A 26,045-nucleotide genomic window follows, 5' to 3' on the forward strand; every position below is an offset into this window, starting at 1 on the left:
GCGTCAGGTCGCGGCGATGTGCGCGACCGCGTCGCCCGCGTGCACGATCGGCGCACGGGTGAGGCCGATGACGATCCCGTCGCGGTCGGCGCGCACGATGCGGCCGCCGGTGCCGAGCGCGTCGGCGACGCGGCCGAGCCGGGCGCCCGCGGACACCGCGTCGCCGAGCTGCGCGTCGAGGTGCAGGATGCCCGAGCCCCGGGAGCGCACCCAGCCGCTCGCGCGGCACTCGACCGGCGACGGGCTGTCGTGCGGCTGCCCGTCGAGCATGTCGAGCGCGGCGAGCACGCGCAGCACGCCCGCGACGCCGACGTCGATCGGCTCCGGCTCGAGCCGCAGCGCCTCGCCCGCCTCGTACAGCAGCGCGATGGCGCCCGCCTCGCTCGCGGCCTGCCGCAGCGAGCCGTCGCGCAGCCGCGCGTGCAGCATGACCGGGGCGCCGAACGCGGCGGCGAGCCGCCGGGTCTCGGGGTCGTCGAGGTCGGCGCGGATCTGCGGCAGGTTGTCGCGCCGGTCGGAGCCGGTGTGGAGGTCGATGCCGACGTCGCAGCGCGCCACCACCTCGGTCATGAGCAGGTGGGCGATGCGGCTCGCGAGCGAGCCGCGCGCGGAGCCGGGGAACGAGCGATTGAGGTCGCGCCGGTCGGGCAGGTAGCGGTCGCCCGTCATGAACCCGAGCACGTTGACGACGGGGACCGCGAGCAGCGTGCCGCGCAGCGTGCGCGGCGAGACCGCGGCGAGCACCTGGCGGATGACCTCGACGCCGACGACCTCGTCGCCGTGCACCGCCGCGTCGAGCCACACCACGGGGCCGGGCTCGCGGCCGTGCACGACGCGCACGGGCAGCGAGACGTCGCCGCCGGTCACGAGCCGAGCGATCGGCAGCTCGACGCTCTTCGACTGGCCGGCGCGCACCCGCACGCCGCCGATCGCGAACGACTCACGCACCGGCGCGCCCCCGGTTGCGCTGGCGCACGGCGCGGTCGGGGCGCCCGCCGAGGTACGAGTGCGCGGCGTCGACCACGAAGCCCTGGCGGAGCGCCTCGCGCCCCACGAGCATCCGGAACCCCATCTCGTCGCGGCGCGCGAGCGTGATCTCGGTGGTCACCGGCGTGCCGAGCAGCGCGAGGGCGGTGCGGATGACGATGCGCTCCTGCTCGTGACCGGTGGAGGAGCGCACGAGCCGGCGATCGTGCACGGGCCACTCGACCACCCGGGCGTCGGCCTTCGACCGCTGCCACGGGTGCACCTCGAAGCGCACCCAGTCGGCGCCGTCGCGACGGAGCTCCTCGATCTCGAACGCGTGCAGCGCGCTCGTGCGCGCACCGGTGTCGAGCTTGGCCTTCACGTGCGCGATGCCGAGATCGGGCAGCCCGACCCACTCGCGCCAGCCCGCCGTCGCCGGCCTGCCAGGATGGTCTCCGCCCATGCGGCCATCCAACCAGGAAAGGCAGGTGCGTCCTGATGAGGCTCGCCATCCTCTCGCGCGCTCCGCGCTCGTACAGCACCCGGCGGCTTCGTGCCGCGGCCGTCGAGCGCGGCCACGACGTGAAGGTGCTCAACACGCTGCGCTTCGCGATCGACCTCTCGGGCGACGGGCCCGACCTGCAGTTCCGGGGCCGCCAGCTGCGCGACTACGACGCCGTGCTGCCCCGCATCGGCAACTCGATCACCTACTTCGGCACTGCGGTCGTGCGGCAGTTCGAGCAGATGGACGTCTACACGCCGAACACCGCCAACGGCATCGCCAATGCGCGCGACAAGCTGCGGGCGACGCAGATCCTGGCGCGGCACGACATCGGCATGCCCGCCACCACGTTCGTGCGCGATCGAGCCGACGTGATCCCGGCGATCGAGCGGGTCGGCGGGGCGCCGGTCGTGCTCAAGCTGCTCGAGGGCACGCAGGGCATCGGCGTGATCCTCGCGCCCACCATCAAGGTGGCGGAGGCGATCATCGAGACGCTGCAGTCGACGCGCCAGCAGGTGCTCATCCAGCACTTCGTGGCCGAGAGCAAGGGCCGCGACATCCGCGCGCTCGTCGTCGGCGACCGGGTCGTCGCGGCCATGCGGCGCAGCGCCCAGGGCGACGAGTTCCGCTCGAACGTGCACCGCGGCGGCAGCGTCGAGGCCGTCGACCTCGACCCCGAGTTCGAGCGGGTCGCGGTGCGGGCCGCGCAGATCATGGGGCTGAAGGTCGCTGGCGTCGACATGCTCGAGGGCAACGACGGACCGCTCGTCATGGAGGTCAACTCCTCCCCCGGTCTCGAGGGCATCGAGACCGCGACGCGGCTCGACGTCGCCGGCGCGATCATCGACCACATCGCCGATCAGGTGGCGTTCCCGCAGATCGACGTGCGCGAGCGGCTGAGCATCTCCACCGGCTACGGCGTGGCCGAGCTCGTCGTGCACGGCGACGCCGACCTCATCGGCAGGACCATCAGCGAGTCGGGCCTGCGCGAGCGCGACATCACCGTGCTCACGCTGCACCGCGGCACCCACGTGATCCCCAACCCGCCCGAGCGCCGGGTGCTCGAGGCCGAGGACCGGCTGCTGTGCTTCGGCCGGCTCGAGGAGATGCGCTCGATGATCCCCGCGCGGCCCAAGCGCCGTGCCCGCGTCAAGAAGCTGACGAAGCGGGCGATCGAGGAGGCCTGAGCCGGCGGCGGTCGCCGAGCCAGCGCAGACGGGAGGGGGCCCGCCGTGCGGCGGACCCCCTCCCGTGCGTTCGGCGCGGATCAGCGCGCGGCGGTCGCCTCCACGGTCTCGGAGTCGCCCGTGCGCCACGACTCCCACTTGCCGGAGTGCTCGAAGTCGATCGAGAGCGGGATGTCGTTGCGCTCGCGCAGCAGCACCGTGCCGATGACCGAGATGACCACCGTCACGAGCAGGTAGCCGACGATCGCCCACGGCGTGCCGGTCGCCTGCAGCAGCGCCTGCGCGATGGTCGGCGCGAAGGCGCCGCCGATGACCGCGCCGATCGCGTAGGCGATCGAGACGCCCGAGAAGCGCACCGAGGCCGGGAACGACTCGGCGTACCAGGCCGCCTGCGCGCCGTAGGTGAGACCGAGCCCCGCACCGAGCAGGATGGTGCCCATCGCGACGCCCCAGACGCCCTGCTCGACGAGGATGAAGAGCGGGATCGTCGTGCTCGCGAGCACCGTCCAGCCGATGAGGTAGAGCTTCTTGCGGCCGATGCGGTCGGAGGCCCAGCCGGCGACGAACGTGAACACGAGCCACGAGAGCGAGCCGGCGAACGCCGCGAGCTGCACGCCCACCGGGTCGAAGCCGAGGCCCGGCGGGGTGCCGTCGACCGGTCGCGACGCGAGGCCCTGCACGAAGCCACCGGTCGTCATGTAGCCGATGGCGTTGTTGGCCATGAAGACCATCGCGCACAGCAGCACGACGAGGCCGTACTTCTTGAAGACCTGCACGATCGGCGCCGACTCCTGCTGCGCGGTCTCCTTGATCTCCTGGAACACCGGCGACTCGTCGACCGAGCGGCGCACCACGTAGCCGACGACGACCAGCAGGATCGAGATGAAGAACGGGATGCGCCAGCCGACCTCGAGGAACGCGTCGCCGGGGAACATGGCGCGGATCGCGGCGAGCACGCCCGTCGCGAGCAGCATGCCGAGCGGCACGCCCGCCTGCACGAAGGAGCCGAAGAGGCCGCGGCGGCCGCGCGGCGCGTGCTCGATGGCCATGAGCACCGCGCCGCCCCACTCGCCGCCGGCGGAGATGCCCTGCAGGATGCGGAGCAGGATGAGGAGGATCGGCGCGATCCAGCCGGCCTGCTCGAAGGTGGGCAGCGCGCCGACCAGCGTGGTCGCGACGCCCATGAGCAGCAGCGTCAGCACGAGCATCGGGCGCCGGCCGACTCTGTCGCCGAAGTGCCCGGCGAGGAAGGCGCCGAGCGGGCGGAAGAGGAAGGAGATGCCGATGGTGATGAGCGAGAGGATCTGCATCATGGCCTCGCCTGCCGGCTGGAAGAACAGCTGCGCGAAGACGAGGTTCGCCATGAAGGCGTAGATGAAGAAGTCGTACCACTCGATGGTGGTCCCGACCACGACGGCGCCGAGGACCTTGTTGCGCTCCTTGGGCGACGTGTGCGGATGCGTCGTGCTGTGAGACACGCTGACTCCTTTGTCAGAGAGGTGGACCGCGAGGCGCGACCCGGGGGACTGCCAGGAACATATACGATTTCATGCACGACGGTCAAGAGTTTGCTGGAGGCCTCTTGACACGGGGTGGAGGGCCGCTGCCCGACCCTTGCACTTCAGATTCGTAATCGTATACGATGCCCGCATGGATGCATCGTCGCACCCCGCAGAGGGTGCCCCTCCCGCCGCCGCCGAGGCGTGGCAGCTGCTCGGCGCCCGCCCCCACAAGGTGTTCGCGATGCACATCGGCTACCGCGCCCGCGCCGCGCAGAAGGGCCGCACGCCCGAGGCTCCCGGCTACTTCCTGAAGCCTGCGACCTCGCTCTCCACCGGTGGCGAGGCCGTGCTGCCCGCGGGTACGGAGATCTTCGGCTTCGAGGGCGAGATCGCCGTCGTCATCGGCCGCCACGCCCGCGCCGTGAGCGAGGCGGATGCGTGGGGTCACGTCGCCGCGGTCACCGCGGCGAACGACCTGGGCGTGTTCGACCTCCGGTGGGTCGACAAGGGCTCCAACCTGCGCTCGAAGGGCGGCGACGGCATGACGCCGATCGGCCCGGCGCTGCTGCCCGCCGAGCGGCTCGACCCCGCGGCGATCGAGGTGCGCACCTGGCTCGACGGCGAGCTCGTGCAGGAGGACTCCACCGCGACCCTCATCTTCGCGCTGCCGCAGATCGTCAGCGACCTCTCGCAGCTCATCACCCTCGAGCCCGGTGACGTGATCCTCACGGGCACGCCCGCCGGCGCATCCACCCTCTCCCCCGGGCAGACCGTCGAGGTCGAGGTGACCGCCGCCGCGCTCGACGGCGAGCGGCTGTCGACCGGCAGGCTGGTCACGACCGTGCGGGTCGGCGACCAGGCGCTCCCGCCGTACTCGGCGCAGCCGAAGCCGACGCCCGAGCAGTGGGCCGACGCATCCGGCCGCCCGATCGAGGAGTTCCAGCAGGCCGAGCCGCCCGTGCTCGACGACGAGCTGCGCGCGCAGCTGACGAGCGTCGCGCTCGCGACGCTCTCGTCGGGCCTGCGCAAGCGCGGCCTCAACAACGTCTCGATCGACGGCCTGCGCTCGACGCAGCCCGGCAGCCGCATCGTCGGCACCGCGCGCACGCTGCGCTACGTGCCCAACCGCGAGGACCTCTTCACGACCCACGGCGGCGGCTACAACGCGCAGAAGCGGCTGTTCGACTCGCTGCGCCCGGGCGACGTCGTCGTCATCGAGGCGCGCGGCGACAACCGCTCGGGCACGCTCGGCGACATCCTGGCGCTGCGCGCCCGCCACCTCGGCGCGGCCGGCCTCGTCACCGACGGCGGCGTGCGCGACCTCGAGGTCGTCACCGAGATCGGCGTGCCGACCTACCACGCGGGCGGCCACCCGGCCGTGCTCGGCCGGCTCCACGTGCCGTGGTCGCACGACGAGACGATCGCGTGCGGCGGCGCCACCGTGCAGCCCGGCGACATCATCGTCGGCGACGGCGACGGCGTGCTCGTCATCCCGCCCTCGCTCGCGCGCGAGCTCGCCGCCGAGGCGATCGCGCAGGAGCGCGAGGAGGAGTTCATCGCCGCGCAGGTCGACGCCGGCCACCCCGTCGACGGGCTCTTCCCGATGAACGCCGAGTGGCGCGCGAAGTACGAGGCGCACGTCGCCCGGCAGGGGGCGGCCGAGTGACCGGGCCGCGCGCCCGCGCCGCGGCGCTCGCTGAGGCGGGCGGCACCGCCGCGCCCTCGAAGTCGCAGCGCGCCTACCAGCTGCTGCACGACCGCATCGTCGACGGCACCTACTCCCCCGGCTACCGGCTCGTGCTCGACGCGATCGGCCGCGAGCTCGACATGAGCGTCGTGCCCGTGCGCGAGGCGATCCGCAGGCTCGAGGCGGAGGGGCTCGTCACCTTCGAGCGCAACATCGGCGCGCGCGTGGCCGAGATCGACGAGCTCGAGTACCACGACACGATGGAGACGCTCTCGTTCGTCGAGGGCGCCGCGATCATGCTCGCCGCCGGCCTCTACTCGAAGCGCGACGTCGACGAGGCGCGCGCCATCAACGCGCAGCTGCGCGAGTCGCTCGCCGGCTTCGACCCGGTGCAGTTCACCGCGCTCAACGAGGCCTTCCACCGCCGCCTCTCGGACGTCTGCCCCAACGAGGTGCTCGGCGACGTGATCGACACCTGCTGGAAGCGGCTCGCGCGGCTGCGCCAGTCGACCTTCTCGTTCGTGCCGAGCCGCGCCGTGTCGTCGGTCGACGAGCACGAGGCGATCCTCGCCCTCATCGAGGAGGGCGCCGATCCGCGCCGCATCGAGCTCGCCGTGCGCGCCCACCGCCTCGCGACCCCCGACGCCTACCTCCAGCGCATCCACCCGAACCAGGACTGACCGACCGCCGAGCCGCATCGCGGCACGGCGCCGCGACCCGAACGAACGGAGCCCCACCATGGCCACCCAGCCCGCAGGCATCCCCGAGCTCATCCCCCACTACATCGACGGCGAGCGCGTGCCCTCCGTCGACGGCGAGACCTTCGGCGTGCTGAACCCGGTCACGAACGAGGACTACACCGTCGCCGCGTCGGGCAAGCAGGCCGACATCGACCTGGCTGTCGCCGCCGCCACGCGCGCCTTCGAGGAGGGCCCGTGGCCGCGCATGAAGAACCGCGAGCGCGCCCGCATCCTCAGCCGCATCGCCGACATCGTCGAGTCGCGCGACCAGGAGCTCGCGCAGTTCGAGACGTGGGACTCGGGCCTGCCCATCACGCAGGCGCGCGGCCAGGCGCAGCGCGCCGCCGAGAACTTCCGCTTCTTCGCCGACCTCATCGTCGCCGGCCGCGACGACGCCTACAAGGTGCCCGGCAGCCAGGTGAACTACGTCAACCGCAAGCCCAAGGGCGTCGCGGGGCTCATCACCCCGTGGAACACGCCGTTCATGCTCGAGTCGTGGAAGCTCGGCCCCGCGCTCGCCTCCGGCTGCACCGTGGTGCTGAAGCCCGCCGAGTTCACGCCCCTGTCGGCGTCGCTCTGGGCCGGCATCTTCGAGGAGGCCGAGCTGCCGAAGGGCGTGTTCAACCTCGTCAACGGCTTCGGCGAGAGCGCCGGCGACGCGCTCGTGAAGCACCCGGGCGTGCCGCTCATCTCCTTCACGGGCGAGAGCAGCACCGGCCAGCTCATCTTCGGCAACTCGGCGCCGCACCTCAAGGCGCTCTCGATGGAGCTCGGCGGCAAGAGCCCGGCCGTCGTCTTCGCCGACGCCGACCTCGACGCCGCGATCGACTCGACCCTGTTCGGCGTCTTCTCGCTCAACGGCGAGCGCTGCACCGCCGGCAGCCGCATCCTCGTCGAGCGCTCGATCTACGACGAGTTCGTGGAGCGCTACGCGGCGCGGGCCAAGAACATCGTCGTCGGCGACCCGGGCGACCCCAGCACCGAGGTCGGCGCGCTCGTGCACCCGGAGCACTTCGACAAGGTCATGTCGTACGTCGAGATCGGCAAGCAGGAGGGCCGGCTCGTCGCCGGCGGAGGCCGCCCCGATGCCTTCCCCGAGGGCAACTTCGTCGCGCCGACGGTGTTCGTCGACGTGGCGCCGGATGCGCGCATCTTCCAGGAGGAGATCTTCGGCCCGGTCGTCGCGATCACGCCGTTCGATTCCGACGAGGAGGCGCTCGAGCTCGCGAACGACACGAAGTACGGTCTCGCCGCCTACATCTGGACCCGCGACCTGCAGCGCGCGCACCTCTTCGCGCAGGACGTCGAGGCCGGCATGGTGTGGCTCAACAGCCACAACGTGCGCGACCTGCGCAGCCCCTTCGGCGGCGTGAAGGCCTCGGGCCTCGGGCACGAGGGCGGCTACCGCTCGCTCGACTTCTACAGCGACCAGCAGGCCGTGCACATCACGCTCGGCGACGTCCACACCGCCCGCTTCGGCGCATCCGCCTGACCCCGACTGCGAAGGAGCAGCACCATGAACGAGATCCCCAAGCCCTCCGTGCCCGCGCCCGACATCATCCGCTGCGCGGCGATGGACCTGGTCGTCACCGACCTCGCCGCGAGCCGCGCCTTCTACGTCGACGTGCTCGGCCTGCACGTGACCGAGGAGGACGACGAGGCGATCTACCTGCGGTCGTTCGAGGAGTTCATCCACCACAACCTCGTGCTGCGGAAGGGCCCCGTCGCGGCCGTCGCCGCCTTCGCGTACCGCGTGCGCACCCCCGAGGACGTCGACGCCGCCGAGGCCTACTACCAGGAGCTCGGCTGCCGCACGGAGCGCAGGCGCGACGGCTTCCAGAAGGGCTTCGGCGACAGCGTGCGCGTCGAGGACCCGCTCGGCTTCCCCTACGAGTTCTTCCACGCGACCGAGCACGCCGAGCGCCTGCACCAGCGCTACGACCTCATCTCGGCGGGCGAGCTCGTGCGCCTCGACCACTTCAACCAGGTCACCCCCGACGTGCCGCGCGGTCGAAAGTACCTCGAGGACCTCGGCTTCCGCGTCACCGAGGACATCCAGGACGACCAGGGCGTCACCTACGCGGCGTGGATGCACCGCAAGGGCACCGTGCACGACACGGCGCTCACCGGCGGCAACGGTCCGCGCATGCACCACATCGCCTTCTCGACGCACGAGAAGCACAACATCATCCAGATCTGCGACAAGCTCGGCGCGCTGCGGATGTCCGACCACATCGAGCGCGGACCGGGCCGGCACGGCGTCTCGAACGCGTTCTACCTCTACATCACCGACCCCGACGGCCACCGCGTCGAGATCTACACGCAGGACTACTGGACGGGCGACCCCGACAACCCCGTCATCACGTGGGACGTGCACGACAACCAGCGCCGCGACTGGTGGGGCAACCCCGTCGTGCCCTCCTGGTACACCGAGGCGTCGCCCGTGCTCGACCTCGACGGCAACGTGGTCGAGGTCGTGGAGCGCACCGACTCGAGCGAGATGGAGGTGACGATCGGCGCCGACGGCTTCTCGTACACCCGCGAGGGCGACGACGACGGCACCTACCGCGGGCAGGCGTCGAAGGGCTTCAAGATCGGCAACCAGCTGTGACGAGCGCTCCCGGACGGGGCCTCGACGACGCGACCGTCGAGCGGATCGCCGACGAGCTCGCCGAGGCCACCCGCTCGCGCGGCACGATCGAGCGGATCTCGACGCGGTTCCCCGAGGCGACGATCGAGGACTCCTACGCGGTGCAGCGCATCTGGCGCGCGCGCCGCGAGGAGGCCGGCGCACGGCTCGTCGGGCGCAAGATCGGCCTGACGAGCAAGGCGATGCAGTTCGCGACCGGCATCACCGAGCCCGACTACGGCGTGATCTTCGCCGACCAGGCGCTCCGCTCGGGCGAGACCGTCGAGCACGCGCAGTGGTCGAACGTGCGCGTCGAGGTCGAGCTGGCCTTCGTGCTGCGCTCGCCGCTCGAGGGCGAGAGCCTCACGGTCGACCAGGTGCTCGACGCCACCGAGGCCGTCGTGCCGGCGCTCGAGATCCTCGACTCGCACATCGAGCTCGAGGGCCGCACGATCGTCGACACGATCAGCGACAACGCGGCGCTCGGCGCGATCGTCGTCGGCGACGTCGAGATCGGCCCGCGCGACCGCGACCTGTCGTGGGTCGGCGCGCTCTGCCTCGTGAACGACGAGATCATCGAGACCGGCGTCTCCGGCGGTGTGCTCGGCAACCCGGCGCACGGCGTCGCGTGGCTCGCGGGCAAGCTCGCGCAGCACGGCGACCGGCTCGAGGCGGGCGAGCTCATCCTCGCCGGCTCCTTCACGCGCCCCGTGTGGGTGCAGCCCGGCGACCGCGTGCGCGTCGAGTACCAGGACATGGGCACCGTGGAGGTGGCGTTCCGATGACGACCTTCCGCGACGCCCTCGCCCGGGCCGAGGCTCCGCTCGTCGGCCTGTGGAACGCATCCGGCAGCGCCGTCGCCGCCGAGATCATGGCCGGCTCCGGCGCCGACCTGCTGCTCGTCGACGGCGAGCACGGCCCCATCTCGATCTCGGAGATGCTGCCGATCCTGCAGGCCGCCGCCGCCTACCCGGTGACGACGATCGTGCGCGTGCCCTGGAACGACCCGGTGATCATCAAGCAGGTGCTCGACCTCGGCGCCGAGAACGTGCTCGTGCCGATGGTCTCGACCGCCGACGACGCGCGCGCGGCCGTGCGCGCCGCCCGCTACCCGGGCGGCGACGGCGAGCGCGAGGGCGCCCGCGGCATCGGCTCGGCGCTCGCGCGCTCGTCGCGCTGGGGGCGCATCCCCGGCTACGTGGGCGCCGCCGACGACCACGTGTCGGTGACGGTGCAGATCGAGACGGCGGATGGGGTGGCGAACGCCGCCGAGATCGCCGCGGTCGACGGGGTGGACGCCGTCTTCGTCGGCCCGGCAGACCTCGCCGGTTCCATGGGACTCCCCGGCCGCCCGTCAGAGCCGGCCGTCGTGGCCGCGGTCGATGCGACGATCGACGCCGTGCGCTCGGCGGGCACGCCCGTGGGCGTGAACGCGTTCGCGGAGGCGGACGCCGATCGGTGCATCGCGCGCGGCGCCTCGTTCGTCTTCGTCGCGGCCGACGTGACGCTCATGGCGCGGGGCTCAGAGGCCGCGGTGGCGCAACTGAAGCGTACACGAGATGAGACCGACGCGTACTGATCAGCGGCGACGATCACCGGTCGCGACGGCGCTGCGGACGGCGGCGCTGCAGCACGAGTTGGAGGGCTCGTCGTAGCCTGAACCGATCGCCCGTCGGGCTCGGCCTGACGTCCATCGCCACGGGCTCACCGACAGCAGCTTTCGACCGTTCCTTCCGCGACTCCCCCGCAGGCGCACGTGCAGCCGGTCGCGCGCCTTCGATAGGGTCCCGGGGAGAGGGGGACGATCATGGCTGGGGTCGTGACGATGCTTGGGATCGCCGTGCTGGCGATCGCTCTGCTGTACGGGGCGTCGATGCTCGTCGCGGTCGACCGCCGTCCGATCGTCTCGCTGCCCTACCTCTCCGGCAGCGACCCGGAGCAGCATGCGCTCTCGCGCTTCCACGCCCGCTGGTACGCGGCGACCGTCGTCTTTCTGGCCTTCGACATCGAGATGCTCTTCATGTACCCGTGGGCCGTCGTGGTTGCGATGATGGGCCCCACCGCCGTGGTGGAGATGTTCCTGTTCCTCGGAGTCCTGTTCGTCGCGGTCTTCTGGGCCTGGCGGGAAGGAGCGTTCCGGTGGGCGTGACGCAGGTGCTCGCGAAGCTGGCGGCGCAGCGCGCCCACGTGCTCCTCGTCGAGGCGCTCGGCGGCTGGCGGGCGCGGGTGGCGGCGGAGCAGGCGGCCGTCGAGCTCGGGTGGCGCATCTCGCTGTCCCCGGCGGATGCGGATGTCCTGGTCGTGTGCGGCACCGCCGGGCCCGAACTGACCGCGAGCGTGGAGCGCATCTGGGAGCAGCTGCCCGGGCCTCGCGTGCGGATCCTGGTCGGCTCTGCGGCCGAGGCGCTGCCGAGCTTCGAGCAGGCGCGCAGGAGCCTGTCCGCGGTGGACGTGCACGTCGACGACGCGAGGACACGCCTGCGCGTCGCCAGCCTCAGTTCGGCGACCGAGACCCGCGGCAACTCCTCAGAGGGTGCCAGCGGCGCGAACCACAGCGGCATGGACCACAGCCAGATGGACCACAGCCAGATGGACCACTCCGGCACGGACCACAGCCAGATGGGCCACACCGGCACGGACCACAGCCAGATGGACCACACCGGCACGGACCACAGCCAGATGGACCACACCGGCACGGACCACAGCCAGATGGACCACACCGGCACGGACCACAGCCAGATGGACCACACCGGCACGGACCACAGCCAGATGGACCACACCGGCACGGACCACAGCCAGATGGACCACACCGGCACGGACCACAGCCAGATGGACCACTCCGGCACGGACCACAGCCAGATGGACCACACCGGCACGGACCACAGCCAGATGGACCACACCGGCACGGACCACAGCCAGATGGACCACACCGGCACGGACCACAGCCAGATGGACCACACCGGCACGGACCACAGCCAGATGGACCACACCGGCACGGACCACAGCCAGATGGACCACACCGGCACGGACCACAGCCAGATGGACCACACCGGCACGGACCACAGCCAGATGGACCACACCGGCACGGACCACAGCCAGATGGACCACACCGGCACGGACCACTCCGGCACGGACCACTCCGGCATGGACCACTCCGGCATGGACATGGCGCCAGCGGGCATCCCGCTGGCGGGCGGGGCTGCGGACCGCGATGGACTGGAGATGGACACGCTGGCCGTGCAACTGGGTCCGGTGCTGCCCTACTGGCCGCCGGGCCTCGTGCTGCACTGCGCGCTGAACGGCGACGTCATCACGCGTGCGCGGGCCCGGGGGCTCGACGATGCGTGGCATGGATTTGTCGAGCCGGGCGGACGGGAAGCCGCCGCTCGACGATGCGACGACGCGGCCGCGCTGCTCGCGCTCGCGGGGGCGTCGGACCTCGCTGCCGACGCGCGCCGGCTCCGCGGCGCGCTGCTGCGCGGCGACACCGCGGCGGCACAGCACGGCCTGGATCGACTCGAGCGTCGCGTCCGCCGCTCCCTGCTCCGCTGGTCTTTGGGGCGCTTGGGCGTCGTGGAGGACCCCGCGCTCGCCCAGCACCTCGTTGCGGCGCAAGCGGGCAGCGTCTTCGATCGGCTGCTCGCCATGCTGGGCGCGGCGCGCGACGCGAACGACGGATCGTCCGGGGCACGACGGGATGCGAGTCGCCTCATCGCTGATCTGCCGCAGCTCGTCACCGGCCTTGACCTCGCTGCCGCACGGCTCGTCGTCGCCAGTCTCGGTCTGTCGTCCCTCGCCGCAGAGCCGGGGGGCCATCATGAGTGACCCCGTGGTCGAGGTGGACCCCTCCTGGGCGATCGTGGGTGCCCTGCTGCTCGCCGTGCTGGTCATGATCGCGGTGGCTCTCGACGGGATGCTGGCTGCACGGGCGCAGGGCGGATCTGCCGCCGCATCGCTGCGCTGGCCTGCCGCTGAGACGGCACGCCTGCTCCGACAGCGCCGACGGTCGACCGTGGCAGCCGACTCGCTGCTGTGGCGCATCGGCGGTGCCGGGATGCTCGTCGCCGCACTGCTGAAGATCACCGTCGTCCCGTTCGGCGAATGGACGCTGTTCGACTTCGAGGCGGGTCTGGTCTGGTTCAACGCGATGGATGCGCTCGTCTGGGCGCTGGTCTGGCTCGTCGGCTGGGGTGGCAACTCCGTGCACGCGCTGGTCGGCGGATACCGCTTCCTCGCGCTGGCGGTCGCGTACGAGCTGCCGCTGATGTTCGCCCTCATCGCCACGGCGATCGCCTCCGAGAGCCTGAATGTGGGCGACATCGTGGCGGCGCAGTCGGAGCTCTGGTTCATCGTGTGGATGCCGGTGGCGTTCCTGATCTACTCGATCGGAGTGGTCGCGTTCTCCGTGTGGGGCCCGTTCGGCTCATCGCTCGGAGCCGACATCGCCGGCGGTGTCGCCGCGGAGCTGTCGGGCGTCGACCGGCTGGTCTTCTTCGCCGGCCGGTATGGCGTGCTCGTCGCCGGTGCGGCGTTCGCGGTGCCGCTGTTCCTGGGCGGAGGGTCCGGCGCGGTGCTGCCGGCATGGGCCTGGTCCCTGCTGAAGACCGTGGTCGTGCTCGCCGCGTTCGTCTGGGTCCGCCGCAAGGTGCCGCTCATGCGGCCCGAGAAGTTCATGGAGGTCGGCTGGATGCTGCTGATCCCCGCCGGCATGCTGCAGGATCTGCTGATCGCACTGGTGATGGTGAACCGATGACTCTGATCGGCGAAGTCTTCTTCTGGGTGCTCGGCGCGACAGCCGTGCTCTCCGGGGCCGCGGTGTTCTGGGTGAACTCGATGGCGCGCGCGACCTACGCGCTGGCCATTTCGTTCGTGGCGGTCGGCCTGCAGCTGCTGCTGCTCGACCAGGCGTACCTCGGCGTCATCACCATCCTGATGATGGTGATGGAGATGGCGGTCATGGCCGTCTACATGGTCATGTTCATGGGGATGAACCCGGCGCTGATGCCGATGAGCATGGTGCACGACAAGCGGCTGTCACTCGTCACCGCGCTCGTCACCTTCGCGCTGCTCGCGGCCGGCATCCTGCTGACCCCGTGGCCCTCCGGCCGTCCTGCCCCGACAGAGGACGTCACCGTGGCGCTCGGCATGGCACTCATGGAGTCGAAGATGCTCGCGATGATCGTGCTGAGCCCGGTGATGGTGGCGACCATCGTCGCGGGCGTCAGCCTCAGCCTGCACCGCGGCCGGTACGACCGCTACGGCGACGACCTCGAGCGTGCCGCAGCCGACGATCCGCAGCCGGGGGGTGTGGGCCGATGACCCTCGAAGCGGTGCTGCTGATCGCGGCTGCGCTGTTCAGCGTGGGCCTGTACGGGGCGATCTCGCAGCAGGTCGTGGTGATGGTGATGATGGGCCTCGAGCTGATGCTGAACGGTGTCATCCTCGCCGCGGGCGCGTTCTGGTGGTTCCTCTCGCCGGAGCCGACCGGGCAGGTGCTGCTGCTCGTCGTGATCGCCGCGATGACGGTCGAGATGGCCATGGGGTTCGCAGTCGCGACGCTCGTGCATCGTGCGCGTGGCAGCGACATGACCGATTCCGCGTCGGAGCTCAAGCGATGACCGGTCCCGGGGTCGAGCGATGAGCGCGACCATCGCGCTCTGGCTCCTGGTGCTCCTGCCCGCGACGACTGGCGCGCTGCTGTGCCTCCTGCCTCGGGTCGAGCGCGTGGCAGGAGTCGTCGCGATCGGAGTCGCCACGGCCGGCCTCGCGCTCGCGGTCGTGGTCGCGACAGCCCAGCCCGCGGCCGCCGTGCCGTTCCTCGCCGGAGCCGGGTTCGACCTGCGCGTCGACGGGCTCTCCGCCATCATGCTGCCGACGGTCGCCGCGGTGACGCTCTTGGTGCTGATCTTCGCGGCCGGCGACATCCGGGAGGGGCGCGCTCGGTTCCACGGCCTGATGCTGATCTTCGCGGCCGCCGCACTGCTCACGGCGGTCGCCGGGAACCTCGTGACGCTGCTGTTCGCCTGGGAGGTCATGGGCGCCACCTCCTTCGCGCTGATCGGATTCTGGTGGCGGGACGAGCACCGGGTGGCGAGCGGCACCACGGCGTTCATCACCACCCGTGCCGGGGACCTCGGGCTCTACGCGGCGGCGGGGGCTGCGCTTGGCGGGGGCGCGGGCCTCGGACTCGCCGAGCTCACGGACGCGACGGCAGGATGGCGCGACGCCGCGGCCGCCGGTCTGCTGGTCGCGGCGCTCGGCAAGGCCGCGCAGCTGCCCTTCTCGTTCTGGCTCTCCCGAGCCATGGACGGTCCGAGCCCGGTCAGCGCGCTGCTGCACTCCGCGGCCATGGTCGCGATGGGCGGCTATCTCCTGCTGCGGGTCGCGCCGCTGCTTGAATCGACCGGATGGGCCGACACGGCCGCGGCGTGGATCGGTGCCGTGACCGCCCTCCTGCTGGGCGCGGTCGCTGTGGCACAGCGGGATGTGAAGCAGCTGCTGGCCGCCTCCACGGCAGCACAGCTCGGATTCGTCGTGCTCGCCGCGGGGCTCGGCGCGCAGAGCGGCGGTGTCGCGCACCTGGTGGCGCACGCCTCGACCAAGGCCGCGTTGTTCATCGCAGCCGGCGCCTGGCTGACCGCGCTCGGCACCCGACGCCTCTCCGGCCTGGCCGGTGCCGCGCGGCGCTGGCGCCTGCTCGGGTTGTCGGCAAGCCTCGCTGCGCTCGCGCTCGCGGGCATCCCGCCCCTGTCGCTCTGGGCGACGAAGGACGCCGTGCTCACCGCTGCGCTCGAAGAGTCGCTCTGGCTCTACATCGTCGGTCTCGCTGCCTCCGCGCTGTCGGCCGTCTACGCCGCCAAGCTGATCTTCGCGATCTGGCGGAGAGCGGATGCGCACACCGCGACGCACTACGACGAGCACGAGCAGGGCACCCGCCATGCCGGGGCGCTCGATTCGGTTCCCGTCGCCGCGCTGGCCGTCGGCGCCGCGGTGCTCGGGATGCTCGCCCTGCCACCGCTCAGCGGCGCGGTCGCGCGGGCGCTCGGTCAGGAGCGTGCCCAGCCGGGCGTCTGGGAACTGATCGCCTCCGGAACGATCGCGCTGGTGCTGGTGCTCGCCTCGACGCGGTGGCGGCTTCCGGAGCCGCGCTGGGCGGCCGGCTGGCTGGGACTCGAGCTGGCCGCGGATCGGCTCCTGGTGCGGCCCACCATGCGACTCGCTGCCCGCCTCGCACGTTTCGACGACGCCGGGATCGACGCGGCGGCGGAAAGGGCGGCGGAGGGTGCGGCGGCGATCGCGCGGGGGGCGGCTTCCCTCGACGACAGCGGGATCGATGCGGCGGCGGATGGCGCGGCGGCGGCGGCGATGACGACTGCGCGCGCAGCGGCCTCCCTCGACGATCGGGGGGTCGATCGGTCGGTCGACGGGTTCGCCCGACGGGTCTGGCGTGCAGGTCGCGACAGCGCGCGCGCGCAGAACGGTCAGCTGCACCACTACTACGCGCAGGCTGTGGGCCTGCTCGGCGCCGTGGTCGTGCTACTCCTCGTGATCGGAAGGTAACCCATGCTGAGTGCCATCGTCTTCTTGCCGCTCGCCGCCGCGCTGCTGCTCACCGTGCCGGCCGTCTCGGACCGGGTGGCGCGCTGGGCGTGGGTGGCGGTCGCGGCAGCGGATCTCGGGCTGGTAGCCGTGGTCTGGGCGAACTTCGAGGAACCGCCGGAGGGTCGGCTCGCCTTCGAGGAGCGCCTGGAGTGGATCCCGGGCGTCGGAGCCAGCTACCACATCGGGGTGGACGGCCTGTCCCTGCCGCTCGTCGCGATGACGACGATCGTCTTCCTCGCGTGCGCCATCTATGCGCTGCGGGACGAGGACCGCCCCCGCATCCAGGCGGCACTGTTCCTCTTCCTGCAGAGCGTGAGCCTCGGCGTGTTCGTCGCCGCGGACCTGATCCTCTTCTTCGTCTTCTTCGACCTGTCGATCGTCGGCATGTACTTCGTCATCGCCGGTTGGGGTCACGGAGCCACTGCCGGACGCTCCGCGCTGAAGTTCTTCCTCTACACCTTCCTCGGGTCGCTCGCACTGCTGCTCGGCTTCATCGGGCTGTACGTCTCCGCCGACACGCCGACGTTCGACATGGTCGAGCTCGCCGAGATGCTGCCGCTGCAGGGCGAGCCGGTGGCTGGCGGCGCAGTGCTCGCCGCCATCCTGATCGGGCTGGCCGTCAAGACCCCCACTGTTCCCTTCCACACCTGGCTCCCGCCGGCCCACACCGACGCGCCCGCCATCGGGTCCGCGGTGCTCGCCGGGGTGCTGCTGAAGATGGGCACCTACGGCTTCGTCCGGATCGCGATGCCGATGCTCCCCGAAGCGTGGCGAGCGTGGGCGTGGCCCATCATCATCGTCGGCGTGATCTCGGTGCTGTACGGCGCTCTCGTCGCACTCGCCCAGCAGAACCTCAAGCGCATGGTCGCCTACACATCCGTCAACCACATGGGCTACGTCGTGCTCGCGGTCGGCGTGGCGGGCCTCGTGAGCAGCGGCACGGAGGATGCCCGGCGGTTGGCGATCGTCGGAGCGGAGACGCAGATGGTGAGCCACGGGTTGATCACCGCGGCGCTCTTCCTGCTCGTCGGCGTGCTGCGCGATCGCGCGGGCAGCTACGACCTCTCGGGCTACGGAGGACTCGCGGCTCCCGCGCCGAGGCTCACGACCCTGTTCGCGATCGGCGCGTTCGCGTCACTGGGCCTCCCGGCCTTCTCGGGCTTCATCGCCGAGTTCCAGATCTTCGCGGGCGCCATCGGCACCGCCCCCGTCACGGCCGTCGCGCTGCTCGGCATCCTGCTCACCGCCGCGATGTTCCTGCTGGCCCTGCAGCGCATCTTCGCCGGGAAGACGCGCGGTGGTTCGATCGGCTTCCGCGACCTGTCGGCGCACGAGCTGTGGTCGGCGGGGTCCCTGCTGGCGCTCTCGCTCCTCATCGGCGTGCTCCCGAGGGTCATCCTCGACGTGATCGAACCGGCCGCTGCGACACTCGCCGAGCTCGTGGGCAGGTGACCGGTGGAGTCTGACGCGGGCTTGGACGTCCTGGCGATGCTGCCCGAGATCGTGCTGATCGCGGGCGCGCTCGTCGTGCTGCTCACGGGCTCGTACCTGCCCCGCTCCAGGCAGGGCGTGGCGTACGGCATCGCGACAGCCACGGCGCTGCTGAGCGCCACGGTCGTGCCCGTGACGTTCGCCGCCGCTCCGGAGGCCGTGTTCGCCGGCACCTTCCTCGTCGACACGACGACGCAGGTGGCGCGCATCGCGGTCTCCGGCGCCACCGCGCTCGTGCTCCTCGCGGGCCGCCGCAGCATCGCCGGCTCCCCCAGGGAGAGCGAGACCGCCGCGCTCGCCCTGCTCGGTGCCGCGGGGACGCTGGTCATCGCGGGCGCCGGGGACCTCCTCGTGCTCGCCGTGGGCTTCCTGCTCGCGAGCATCCCGCTCTATGGCCTGATCGGCCTCGCCGGCACGGCGCGCGCTGCGGAGGCATCGCTCAAGACCTACCTGCTCGGTGCGCTGTTCGGCATCCTGCTGCTGGTCGGCGTCACCCTCCTCACCGGACTGTCCGGGACGAGCGTGTACGGCGAGCTGCCTGCCGCGCTCGCCGAATCACCGGCCGGCGCGGTGACGGTGGGGGCAGCCGCGGTGCTCTCGGGCCTCATGTTCAAGGCGGGCGCGGTGCCCGGCCACTTCTGGGTGCCCGACTCGGCGCAGGGGGCGAACGGGCTGGTCGCGACGTTCCTGACGACCGTACCGAAGCTCGGCGCGTTCCTCGCCGCGTTCCGGGTCGTGGCGGCTCTGCCGGACCCGGCGCCGGCCGCCGCCTTCGTCGGCGTCCTCGCCCTCGTCACGATGACGCTCGGCAACCTCGCGGCATACACCCAGGACGACCCTCGCCGGCTGCTGGGCTGGTCGACCGTCGGGCAGGCGGGGTTCCTGCTGGTGCCGGTGGCGGTGGCGCCCACGAGCGCGCTGGCGCTGCCGGCGCTGCTGTTCTACGTGCTGGCATACGCGGTCACCAACGCGGCGGCGTTCTCTGTGACCCTGGCGCTTCCCGGCTTCCGCAGCCTGGCAGACTACCGCGGACTCGCGCGGCGACACCCGGCGCTCGCTGCGGCCCTGGTCGTCGCGCTCCTCGGACTCGTCGGCACGCCGCCGACCGCGATCTTCGTCGGCAAGCTGACCGTCGCGGCCGCGGCGTGGCAGGGCGGCGCGGCCTGGTTGGCAGTGGCCGTGATGGCCAACAGCGTCGTCAGCCTCTACTACTACCTGCGCTGGATCATCCCCCTGTACCGCCCCGCCGATGCGGTGCCAGCGCAGCCCACTGCACCGCTCAGGGTCGGGGCGGCACGCACCGCGATGGCGGGCGCGGCCCTCAGCGTGCTGCTCGGGGTCGCCGCCGGAGTCGTGTTCTCGGTGCTCTGAGCCGGACGAGGGCGTGCCTGCGACATCGCAGCTGGGCGCCGACGCGGTCGCGGTGGGCCCGGATCTCGATGAGGGCGTGACGGGCGGGTGCACGCCCCGATGCCGCGGACCCACCGCGGCCTCGCAGCGTCAGTCCTGCGCGTATCCCCACTGCTGGTGCCAACTGCGCAGCTGCTCGCTCTCCTCGATCTGATCCGAGTGCATCTTCGCAGCCAGCTCTCTCAGTTCTGCGTGCACGGCCTTGCTCGAAGCGAGTTCGGACGTCGCGATCGCCTGCGCGTGGTGCTTGATCATCATCTCCAGGAACTTCCGGTCGAACTCGTCCCCGGACGCGGACGACAGTTCGTCCAGCGTGGAGTCGGCCATCTCGTCCATGTGCTTCATCATGTCGTCCATTGCGTCAGCCATTCCATCCTCCTTCCGCTTGTCGACCCGGGCGGCCGCATTCCGGTGCGAGGGTAGGCGCGGACGCTGACCGCATCCTGAGGGGTCGTCGCGGACCAGACCCGAGGCCGCGGGAGACTGACGGGGCGATCGGCCGCTCGGTCACGATCGAGCGCGGTCGCGGCCGCCGCAGCTGGTCGCGCATCCAGCCGTTTGGGGTACAGTTCTGCGGCATCAGCACAGCAGCGAGAGGACGCCCCGTGTCCAGCAGAGACCCCATCGACGCCACGCTCGACGCAGCGGACGCACCGGCCCCAGACCACGACGAGAAGCCCGACGCGCCGCCGAAGCTCGAGGGCGCGAGCTGGAAGTACGCGCTGAAGCGCGCCCTCAAGGAGTTCGGCAGCGACGGCGGCACCGACCTCGCCGCGATGCTGACGTACTACATGGTGCTGTCGCTCGCGCCGGGCCTCCTCGCCGTCTTCTCGATCATCTCGCTCGTGCTCGCCAACAACGCGTCGACCGTCACGGGCATCGTCGACGACGCCGTGCGGCAGGTGCCCGAGGACTACCGGGATCTCGTCGTCAACCTCGTCGAGACGATGACGGACTCGGCGGCCGGGGGCGTGATCGCGCTCATCATCGGTATCGCGACGGCCGTGTGGTCGGCATCCGCGTACGTCAAGGCGTTCTCGCGCTGCATGAACATCGTCTACGGCATCGAGGAGGGCCGCGGCTTCATCAAGCAGACGGCGACGATGCTGCTGATCACCGTCGCGCTGCTCGTGGGCGTGGTGGTCATCCTCGTGTCGCTCGCCGTCAACGACGCGCTGGTGACGGGCGTGCTCGGCCCCATCGCCGAGCCGCTCGGGCTCGGCGGCTTCCTCGCGTTCATGACGCAGACCTTCCTGCCGATCTGGGCGTGGGTGAAGTGGCCCGTGATCCTCGCGCTCGTGATCGCGATGATCGCCCTGCTCTACTACCTGGCCCCCAACCTGCAGCAGCCGAAGTTCACGTGGGTCAGCATCGGCTCGGTCGTCGCGATCATCGGCATCGCGCTCGCCTCCGTGGCGCTCGGGCTCTACTTCACGTTCGCCTCGGGCTACAGCTCCTACGGCGCGATCGGCACCGTCATGGCGCTGCTGTTCGCCCTCTGGGTCTTCAACATCGTGCTGCTGCTCGGCGCCGAGGTCGACGCCGAAGTCGAGCGCGCCCGCCAGCTGCAGGCGGGCATCGAGGCGGAGTCGGCCATCCAGCTGCCGCCGCGCGGCGTGAAGAAGGTCGAGAAGAAGGCCGAGGCGCGCGACCGGCTCGAGGCCGAGGGCCGCGAGCTGCGCGAGCAGCACAGCGACGCGGACGTGGAGCACGACGGCGCGGGAACCGCGGCCGACCGGCACGAGGCGACGGATGCGTCGCGTGGGTCGGGCCAGGACGCCTCGGGCGAGCACGCGAAGGCCAGCGCCGCGGAGCGCCCGGCCGACGCGCGCAGCGAGCGCGGCCGCCGGCGCGGCAGCGGCATCGTGCGGCGGCTGCGACGCGCCCTCGGTCGCCGTCGCGGCAGCCGCGGCAGCCGCTGACGGCGGCCGTCAGCGGCGCGGCGCGCGCGTCGCCCAGAGCGCCCAGGCGATGAGCACCGGCTGGAGGAAGAGGCGGCCGAAGCGGCGCTCGTCGGTGTCGAGCCCGAAGGCGTCGCGGCGGTGGATCCACTGCGAGAGGTTGCCGGGGAAGATGGCCGTGAAGAACGCGGCGGCCACGCGGCCGACGAGCGGCCGGTGCCGCTCGGGCGCGAAGGCGATGGCGCTGCCGAGCGCGACCTCGACGACGCCGGATGCGAGCACGACGCCGTCCTCATCGAGCGGCGACAGGTCGACGACCGTGTCTGGCACCTGCGCGCGGAAGTCGCGGCGCGCGAAGGTCAGGTGGCTGACGCCGGCGAGGATGAGCGCGCCGCCGAGGGCGACGCGGGCCGCGGCGCGGACGGCGCTCACGACGCCACCTGTCCGAGCGCGATGAGGCCGGTCACGACCGCGATGGCCGGGAAGAAGCCCTGCACGACCGCCGCTCGGCCCTTCGTGCGGTCGGAGATCACGAGGTAGAGGGCGGCGGCGAGCATGATGCCCGTCGACGCCAGCAGCACCGCGAGCCCCGCGCCTCGGGCGCCGGCCACGAGCGTGATGATGCCCGCGAGCGCGGCGATGCCGAGCAGCAGGTTGTAGACGCCCTGGTTGGCGGCGAGCTGCCTCGTGGCCGCCGCCTGCTCGGGGCTCGTGCCGAACACCCGCCGCGTGCCCGGCTCCTCCCAGCGCAGCGTCTCGAGCACGAAGATGTAGCCGTGCACGGCGGCCGCCAATGCGGCGGCGATGCAGGCGATGACGGCGAGGTCCATGGGCCGCAGTCTAGGCGCGGGAGCCGCTCGCGGGCCGAGCGCGACGGGCCCGGAATGCGCCCGGACAAGCGAGAAGCCCCCGCGTCGCGGGGGCTTCGAAGTGCTGGGGTACCTGGACTCGAACCAAGAACAAAGGTACCAGAAACCTCCGTGTTGCCAATTACACCATACCCCAATGGCCGCATGCCGAGGCGGGCGAGCCAAGAGACGAGCATAGCAACTCGGCGCCCTCCGCGCGAATCGTGGCGCGCGCCGGCCGCCTCAGTCGGCGGTGCGGGAGACGTCGATCGCGTAGCTGAGCACGCACATCCCGTCGCCCGAGCAGGACACCAGGCCGCTCACCGGCATGCCCATCGCGTCGCCCGCGGGGATCGCCCACTCGGTGGCCTGCCCGGTGCGCACGGCGTCGGCGACCTCCTCGGTGAAGGCGGTGATCTCGGCGTCGTCGACCGGCCAGCCGAAGGCTGCCGCGCCCGACTCGACCGCGCGCATCGCCGACGGGAACTCGGCCCAGCCGACCGGCGAGCGGGCCATGTCGAAGCGCACGACCTCGCCGCCGGACGTGGTGGCCGTCACCGACGACATCATCTCGGTGAAGTAGCCCTGCCCCTCGATGCCGCCGCCCTGGCCGCGGTAGAAGGTGGTGTCGAGGAAGCCGTACCCGGGGGCGATGACCGCTTGCGCGTCGGGCCCCATCGAGAGCTCCTCGGCCGCGATCGGCAGGCTCGCGAGGTTGAGCGTGACGACCTGGTACTGCACTGCGTACGACGTGCCGGCCTCGCCGAACTGGGTCGTGTTGTTGGCCGAGACCTCCTCGGCGGTGGCCTCGCGGGGCTCCCCGAGGCCGCCCGCGAGCAGCTGTTGGGTGAACCAGAAGAGCCCGCCGATGAGCAGCACGCCGACGATCGGCAGCAGCCAGGTGAGCACGCGCTTGCGGCGCGCCTTGCGCTCGGGCGCCGAGAGCGTGCGCTGCGTCTTCGGCCGGTCGTCGATGAGCGTCATGGCTGTGCCTCCTCCGCGGGGTGACCGCGTGCGCAGACCAGGCTACAGCGGGGGGCTGACATCTCGATACGGCCCTTCGGGCCTACTCGATGAGCGGGGAGGGGTCGGCCCTTCGGGCCTACTCGATGAGCGGGGAGGGGGCCTGCTCGATGAGCGGGAGTGGGGGCGGAGGGCGTCAGCGGTCGCGCGCGATGAGGTCGCGGTTGATGACCGAGGCCGCGATGGTGCCGGCGCCGGCCGCGACCGCCAGCTGCCGGAAGCCGGGCGTGATGTCGCCCGCCGCGTAGACGCCCTCGACCGAGGCGCGCTGCGCGCGGTCGACGACCACGAGCCCGTCCTCGTCCGTCTCGAGGCCGAGCGGCTCGGCGAACTCGAGCTGCGGGTGCCACCACGGGCGCACGAAGCCGCCCGTGCGCTCGCTCCGCGCGCCGTCCTCGAGCACGATCGCGCGCATCCCGTCGCGGTCGCCCTCGATCGCGGCGATCGGCGTGCGCACGAGGGCGACCCCGTGCGCGGCCAGGCGCTCCTCGCCCGCCGCGTCGACCGCATCCGACCCGTTCGTGAAGACGGCGAGGTCGTCGGTGTGGCGGCGGATGACCATGGCGCGGTCGACGAGGTCGTCGGTCTCGCCGATGAGGGCGAGCGCCTGCCCGCGCTTGTCGTAGCCGTCGCAGTCCATGCACGAGTGGAGGCTCGTGCCGTACCAGGGGCGCACGTGGTGCGAGGCGGGCAGCGTCTCGCTCAGGCCCGTCGCGATGAGGACCGCGGCGGCCCGGGTCTCGCTCTCGGCCCGCGAGCCTGCCTGCTCCGCCTGCACCGCGAATCCGTCGTCGACCGCGACCACCTGCCGCACGAGCGTGCGCTCGTAGGCGACCGTCGGGTAGCGCAGCACCTCGTCGCGGCCGAGCGTGCGCAGCTCGAGCGGCGAGACGCCGTCGCGGGTGACGAAGCCGTGCGACTGCAGCGTCGCCGCGTGCCGGGGCCGGTTGGAGTCGAGCAGCGCCACCGAGCGCTGCTGGCGCGCCAGGTTGAGCGCCGCCGCGAGCCCCGCGGGGCCGGCGCCGATGACGACGACGTCGACGTCCATCAGACCCTCGCGGCCAGCCGCTCGATGCGGGCGAGCGACGCCTCGCGGCCGAGCAGCTCGAGGGACTCGAACAGCGGCGGCGAGATGCGGCGGCCGGTGACGGCGACGCGCAGCGGCGTGAAGGCGAAGCGCGGCTTGATGCCGAGGCCCTCGACGAGCACCTCGCGCAGCACCTGCTCGATGCTCGCGGCGTCGAACGACTCGAGCTCCTCGAGCGCGCGGCGCGAGGCCTCGAGCACGGCGTGCGCGTCGTCGCCGAGGCTCGCGACGGCGTCGGAGTCGTGGTGGATGTCCTCGGTGTCGAGGAACAGGAAGCCCAGCATGTCCTCGGCCTGGCCGATGAGCTGCATGCGCTCCTGCACGAGCGGCGCCGCCTGCGCGAGCACCGCGCGCTGCTCGTCGCTCGGCGGGCCGTCGAAGATGCGGCCGAGGTAGGGCTCGAGGCGCGCCGCGAAGTCGTCGGCGGCGAGCATGCGCACGTGGTCGCCGTTGATCGACTCGGCCTTCTTCGGGTCGAAGCGCGACGGGTTGGGGTTGACGTCCTCGACGTCGAACGCGGCGATCAGCTCGTCGCGGGTGAAGACGTCGCGGTCGGGCGCGATCGACCAGCCGAGCAGCGCGAGGTAGTTGAGCAGCCCCTCGGGGATGAAGCCGGCCTCGCGCAGCAGGAACAGGTTGGACTGCGGGTCGCGCTTCGAGAGCTTCTTGCTGCCCTCCCCCATGACGTACGGCAGGTGGCCGAAGCGCGGGATGGCGGATGCGACGCCGATCTCGGCGAGGGCGCGGTACAGCGCGATCTGCCGCGGCGTCGACGAGAGCAGGTCCTCGCCGCGCAGCACGTGCGTGACGCCCATGAGCGCGTCGTCGACGGGGTTGACGAACGTGTAGAGCGGCGCGCCGTTCGGACGCACCACGACGAAGTCGGAGAAGGAGCCGGCGGGGAACGTGATCTCGCCGCGCACGAGGTCGTCGAACGAGAGGTCCTCGTCCGGCACGCGCAGGCGCAGGCTCGGCTGGCGGCCGGCGTCGCGGTGCGCCTGGCGCTCCTCGCTCGTCAGGTCGCGCTCGAAGTTGTCGTAGCCCTGCCGCGGGTCGCGGCCCAGGTCGATGTTGCGGGCCTCGATCTCCTCGGCGGTCGCGAACGACTCGTAGAGGTGCCCCGACTCCTTGAGGCGCTCGATGAGCTCGGCGTAGATCTCGCCGCGCTGCGACTGCCGGTAGGGGGCGTTCGGGCCGCCGGTCTCGACGCCCTCGTCCCAGTCGATGCCGAGCCAGCGCATCGCCTCGAGCAGCTGCTCGTACGACTCCTGGCTGTCGCGCGCCGCGTCGGTGTCCTCGATGCGGAACACCATCTTCCCGCCGTGGTGGCGCGCGTACGCCCAGTTGAACAGCGCGGTGCGGATGAGGCCGACGTGCGGGGTGCCGGTGGGCGAGGGGCAGAAGCGGACGACGACATCGCCGCCCGTCGCCGTCGAGAAGGGGACGCTCATGATGGCTCCATCCTAGGCG

At 71.8% G+C, this 26,045-nt stretch carries 25 protein-coding genes and 1 tRNA gene; 16 read left to right on the forward strand and 10 right to left on the reverse strand.

Annotation, left to right across the window (positions count from 1 at the left end; genetic code table 11):
- Positions 1-3 precede the first annotated feature (3 nt).
- Both MU522_RS01025 and MU522_RS01030 read right to left on the reverse strand, forming a co-directional pair.
- Positions 4-948: a succinylglutamate desuccinylase/aspartoacylase family protein gene (locus MU522_RS01025; RefSeq protein WP_246991857.1), complete on the reverse strand. Its 945-nt coding sequence runs from the start codon at positions 946-948 to the stop codon at positions 4-6.
- A complete protein-coding gene (locus MU522_RS01030; protein WP_246991859.1) occupies positions 941-1,429 on the reverse strand; it encodes a RimK/LysX family protein in 489 nt (162 codons plus the stop codon). The genes MU522_RS01025 and MU522_RS01030 overlap by 8 nt, the downstream gene beginning before the upstream one ends.
- 35 nt (positions 1,430-1,464) lie before the next feature.
- Between MU522_RS01030 and MU522_RS01035 the strand changes: the two genes are divergently transcribed.
- Entirely contained in the window at positions 1,465-2,655 is a 1,191-nt protein-coding gene (locus MU522_RS01035) for a RimK family alpha-L-glutamate ligase (protein WP_246991861.1), read from the forward strand.
- An 80-nt stretch (positions 2,656-2,735) separates the two neighbouring features.
- Here the strand turns inward: MU522_RS01035 and MU522_RS01040 are convergent, their stop codons facing one another.
- Positions 2,736-4,133, reverse strand: coding sequence for an MFS transporter (locus MU522_RS01040; RefSeq protein ID WP_246991863.1), 1,398 nt, complete (start codon positions 4,131-4,133; stop codon positions 2,736-2,738).
- Between the two features lie 172 nt (positions 4,134-4,305).
- On the opposite strand from MU522_RS01040, the gene MU522_RS01045 reads away from it, so the two are divergent.
- The 14 genes from MU522_RS01045 to MU522_RS01110 all read left to right on the forward strand — a co-directional run bounded on the left by MU522_RS01045 (position 4,306) and on the right by MU522_RS01110 (position 19,677).
- Positions 4,306-5,823 carry a fumarylacetoacetate hydrolase family protein gene (locus MU522_RS01045; protein ID WP_281440009.1) on the forward strand — a complete coding sequence of 506 codons (1,518 nt, stop codon included), beginning with the start codon at positions 4,306-4,308 and terminating at the stop codon, positions 5,821-5,823.
- A complete protein-coding gene (locus MU522_RS01050) occupies positions 5,820-6,524 on the forward strand; it encodes a GntR family transcriptional regulator (protein WP_128189585.1) in 705 nt (234 codons plus the stop codon). Before MU522_RS01045 ends, MU522_RS01050 begins: the two co-directional genes overlap by 4 nt.
- A 58-nt stretch (positions 6,525-6,582) precedes the next feature.
- The gene (hpaE, locus tag MU522_RS01055) at positions 6,583-8,076 is read left to right on the forward strand and encodes a 5-carboxymethyl-2-hydroxymuconate semialdehyde dehydrogenase (protein WP_246991865.1); all 1,494 of its coding nucleotides are present in this window, start codon (positions 6,583-6,585) and stop codon (positions 8,074-8,076) included.
- Positions 8,077-8,100: 24 nt separating this feature from the next.
- Positions 8,101-9,195 carry a 3,4-dihydroxyphenylacetate 2,3-dioxygenase gene (hpaD, locus tag MU522_RS01060; RefSeq protein ID WP_146356538.1) on the forward strand — a complete coding sequence of 365 codons (1,095 nt, stop codon included), beginning with the start codon at positions 8,101-8,103 and terminating at the stop codon, positions 9,193-9,195.
- Positions 9,192-9,998, forward strand: a complete 807-nt coding sequence (locus MU522_RS01065) for a fumarylacetoacetate hydrolase family protein (protein ID WP_246991868.1) — start codon at positions 9,192-9,194, stop codon at positions 9,996-9,998. Before hpaD ends, MU522_RS01065 begins: the two co-directional genes overlap by 4 nt.
- The gene (locus tag MU522_RS01070) at positions 9,995-10,792 is read left to right on the forward strand and encodes an aldolase/citrate lyase family protein (RefSeq protein WP_246991870.1); all 798 of its coding nucleotides are present in this window, start codon (positions 9,995-9,997) and stop codon (positions 10,790-10,792) included. Before MU522_RS01065 ends, MU522_RS01070 begins: the two co-directional genes overlap by 4 nt.
- A 228-nt stretch (positions 10,793-11,020) precedes the next feature.
- Positions 11,021-11,362, forward strand: a complete 342-nt coding sequence (locus MU522_RS01075; protein WP_205649643.1) for an NADH-quinone oxidoreductase subunit A — start codon at positions 11,021-11,023, stop codon at positions 11,360-11,362.
- A complete protein-coding gene (locus MU522_RS01080; RefSeq protein ID WP_246991872.1) occupies positions 11,353-13,038 on the forward strand; it encodes a hypothetical protein in 1,686 nt (561 codons plus the stop codon). Before MU522_RS01075 ends, MU522_RS01080 begins: the two co-directional genes overlap by 10 nt.
- A complete protein-coding gene (locus MU522_RS01085) occupies positions 12,956-13,966 on the forward strand; it encodes a complex I subunit 1 family protein (RefSeq protein ID WP_246991874.1) in 1,011 nt (336 codons plus the stop codon). The genes MU522_RS01080 and MU522_RS01085 overlap by 83 nt, the downstream gene beginning before the upstream one ends.
- Positions 13,963-14,532 carry an NADH-quinone oxidoreductase subunit J gene (locus MU522_RS01090; RefSeq protein ID WP_246991876.1) on the forward strand — a complete coding sequence of 190 codons (570 nt, stop codon included), beginning with the start codon at positions 13,963-13,965 and terminating at the stop codon, positions 14,530-14,532. Before MU522_RS01085 ends, MU522_RS01090 begins: the two co-directional genes overlap by 4 nt.
- Positions 14,529-14,831 (forward strand): NADH-quinone oxidoreductase subunit NuoK, encoded by a 303-nt coding sequence (gene nuoK / locus MU522_RS01095; RefSeq protein ID WP_146356529.1) that lies wholly within the window; start codon positions 14,529-14,531, stop codon positions 14,829-14,831. Before MU522_RS01090 ends, nuoK begins: the two co-directional genes overlap by 4 nt.
- Before the next feature lie 19 nt (positions 14,832-14,850).
- Positions 14,851-16,773, forward strand: coding sequence for a proton-conducting transporter membrane subunit (locus MU522_RS01100; RefSeq protein WP_246991878.1), 1,923 nt, complete (start codon positions 14,851-14,853; stop codon positions 16,771-16,773).
- A 3-nt stretch (positions 16,774-16,776) separates the two neighbouring features.
- On the forward strand, positions 16,777-18,267 hold the full coding sequence (locus tag MU522_RS01105) for an NADH-quinone oxidoreductase subunit M (RefSeq protein WP_128189594.1): 1,491 nt from the start codon (positions 16,777-16,779) through the stop codon (positions 18,265-18,267).
- 21 nt (positions 18,268-18,288) lie between these two features.
- Positions 18,289-19,677 carry a proton-conducting transporter membrane subunit gene (locus MU522_RS01110; protein WP_246991880.1) on the forward strand — a complete coding sequence of 463 codons (1,389 nt, stop codon included), beginning with the start codon at positions 18,289-18,291 and terminating at the stop codon, positions 19,675-19,677.
- A gap of 129 nt (positions 19,678-19,806) precedes the next feature.
- Here the strand turns inward: MU522_RS01110 and MU522_RS01115 are convergent, their stop codons facing one another.
- Positions 19,807-20,085, reverse strand: a complete 279-nt coding sequence (locus MU522_RS01115) for a DUF305 domain-containing protein (protein ID WP_246991882.1) — start codon at positions 20,083-20,085, stop codon at positions 19,807-19,809.
- Positions 20,086-20,321: 236 nt separating this feature from the next.
- Here MU522_RS01115 and MU522_RS01120 point away from each other — a divergent pair, with 236 nt between their 5' ends.
- Positions 20,322-21,638, forward strand: coding sequence for a YihY/virulence factor BrkB family protein (locus MU522_RS01120; RefSeq protein WP_246991884.1), 1,317 nt, complete (start codon positions 20,322-20,324; stop codon positions 21,636-21,638).
- A gap of 9 nt (positions 21,639-21,647) precedes the next feature.
- Here the strand turns inward: MU522_RS01120 and MU522_RS01125 are convergent, their stop codons facing one another.
- The 6 genes from MU522_RS01125 to gltX all read right to left on the reverse strand — a co-directional run bounded on the left by MU522_RS01125 (position 21,648) and on the right by gltX (position 26,026).
- A complete protein-coding gene (locus MU522_RS01125) occupies positions 21,648-22,049 on the reverse strand; it encodes a hypothetical protein (protein WP_146356520.1) in 402 nt (133 codons plus the stop codon).
- On the reverse strand, positions 22,046-22,447 hold the full coding sequence (locus MU522_RS01130; RefSeq protein ID WP_128189598.1) for a DUF1304 domain-containing protein: 402 nt from the start codon (positions 22,445-22,447) through the stop codon (positions 22,046-22,048). Before MU522_RS01130 ends, MU522_RS01125 begins: the two co-directional genes overlap by 4 nt.
- A 103-nt stretch (positions 22,448-22,550) precedes the next feature.
- Positions 22,551-22,622, reverse strand: a tRNA-Gln gene (locus tag MU522_RS01135).
- An 86-nt stretch (positions 22,623-22,708) separates the two neighbouring features.
- A complete protein-coding gene (locus MU522_RS01140; RefSeq protein WP_146356518.1) occupies positions 22,709-23,449 on the reverse strand; it encodes a hypothetical protein in 741 nt (246 codons plus the stop codon).
- A 175-nt stretch (positions 23,450-23,624) separates the two neighbouring features.
- Complete coding sequence (locus MU522_RS01145; protein WP_246991885.1) at positions 23,625-24,536, reverse strand: NAD(P)/FAD-dependent oxidoreductase; 912 nt, start codon at positions 24,534-24,536, stop codon at positions 23,625-23,627.
- Positions 24,536-26,026, reverse strand: a complete 1,491-nt coding sequence (gene gltX, locus MU522_RS01150; protein WP_128189601.1) for a glutamate--tRNA ligase — start codon at positions 26,024-26,026, stop codon at positions 24,536-24,538. The genes MU522_RS01145 and gltX overlap by 1 nt, the downstream gene beginning before the upstream one ends.
- Positions 26,027-26,045: the final 19 nt, after the last annotated feature.

Origin of the sequence: Agrococcus sp. SCSIO52902 (assembly GCF_022983135.1) — a bacterium.
Lineage (GTDB): Bacteria > Actinomycetota > Actinomycetes > Actinomycetales > Microbacteriaceae > Agrococcus > Agrococcus sediminis.

What these genes read in the sequence shown, in the direction of transcription:
- MU522_RS01030 (WP_246991859.1), bottom strand. Translation starts at nt 1,429, where the DNA reads ATGGGCGGAGACCATCCTGGCAGGCCGGCGACGGCGGGCTGGCGCGAG.
- MU522_RS01035 (WP_246991861.1), top strand. Translation starts at nt 1,465, where the DNA reads ATGAGGCTCGCCATCCTCTCGCGCGCTCCGCGCTCGTACAGCACCCGG.
- MU522_RS01045 (WP_281440009.1), top strand. Translation starts at nt 4,306, where the DNA reads ATGGATGCATCGTCGCACCCCGCAGAGGGTGCCCCTCCCGCCGCCGCC.
- hpaE (WP_246991865.1), top strand. Translation starts at nt 6,583, where the DNA reads ATGGCCACCCAGCCCGCAGGCATCCCCGAGCTCATCCCCCACTACATC.
- hpaD (WP_146356538.1), top strand. Translation starts at nt 8,101, where the DNA reads ATGAACGAGATCCCCAAGCCCTCCGTGCCCGCGCCCGACATCATCCGC.
- MU522_RS01070 (WP_246991870.1), top strand. Translation starts at nt 9,995, where the DNA reads ATGACGACCTTCCGCGACGCCCTCGCCCGGGCCGAGGCTCCGCTCGTC.
- MU522_RS01075 (WP_205649643.1), top strand. Translation starts at nt 11,021, where the DNA reads ATGGCTGGGGTCGTGACGATGCTTGGGATCGCCGTGCTGGCGATCGCT.
- MU522_RS01090 (WP_246991876.1), top strand. Translation starts at nt 13,963, where the DNA reads ATGACTCTGATCGGCGAAGTCTTCTTCTGGGTGCTCGGCGCGACAGCC.
- nuoK (WP_146356529.1), top strand. Translation starts at nt 14,529, where the DNA reads ATGACCCTCGAAGCGGTGCTGCTGATCGCGGCTGCGCTGTTCAGCGTG.
- MU522_RS01100 (WP_246991878.1), top strand. Translation starts at nt 14,851, where the DNA reads ATGAGCGCGACCATCGCGCTCTGGCTCCTGGTGCTCCTGCCCGCGACG.
- MU522_RS01105 (WP_128189594.1), top strand. Translation starts at nt 16,777, where the DNA reads ATGCTGAGTGCCATCGTCTTCTTGCCGCTCGCCGCCGCGCTGCTGCTC.
- MU522_RS01115 (WP_246991882.1), bottom strand. Translation starts at nt 20,085, where the DNA reads ATGGCTGACGCAATGGACGACATGATGAAGCACATGGACGAGATGGCC.
- MU522_RS01130 (WP_128189598.1), bottom strand. Translation starts at nt 22,447, where the DNA reads ATGGACCTCGCCGTCATCGCCTGCATCGCCGCCGCATTGGCGGCCGCC.
- MU522_RS01140 (WP_146356518.1), bottom strand. Translation starts at nt 23,449, where the DNA reads ATGACGCTCATCGACGACCGGCCGAAGACGCAGCGCACGCTCTCGGCG.
- MU522_RS01145 (WP_246991885.1), bottom strand. Translation starts at nt 24,536, where the DNA reads ATGGACGTCGACGTCGTCGTCATCGGCGCCGGCCCCGCGGGGCTCGCG.
- gltX (WP_128189601.1), bottom strand. Translation starts at nt 26,026, where the DNA reads ATGAGCGTCCCCTTCTCGACGGCGACGGGCGGCGATGTCGTCGTCCGC.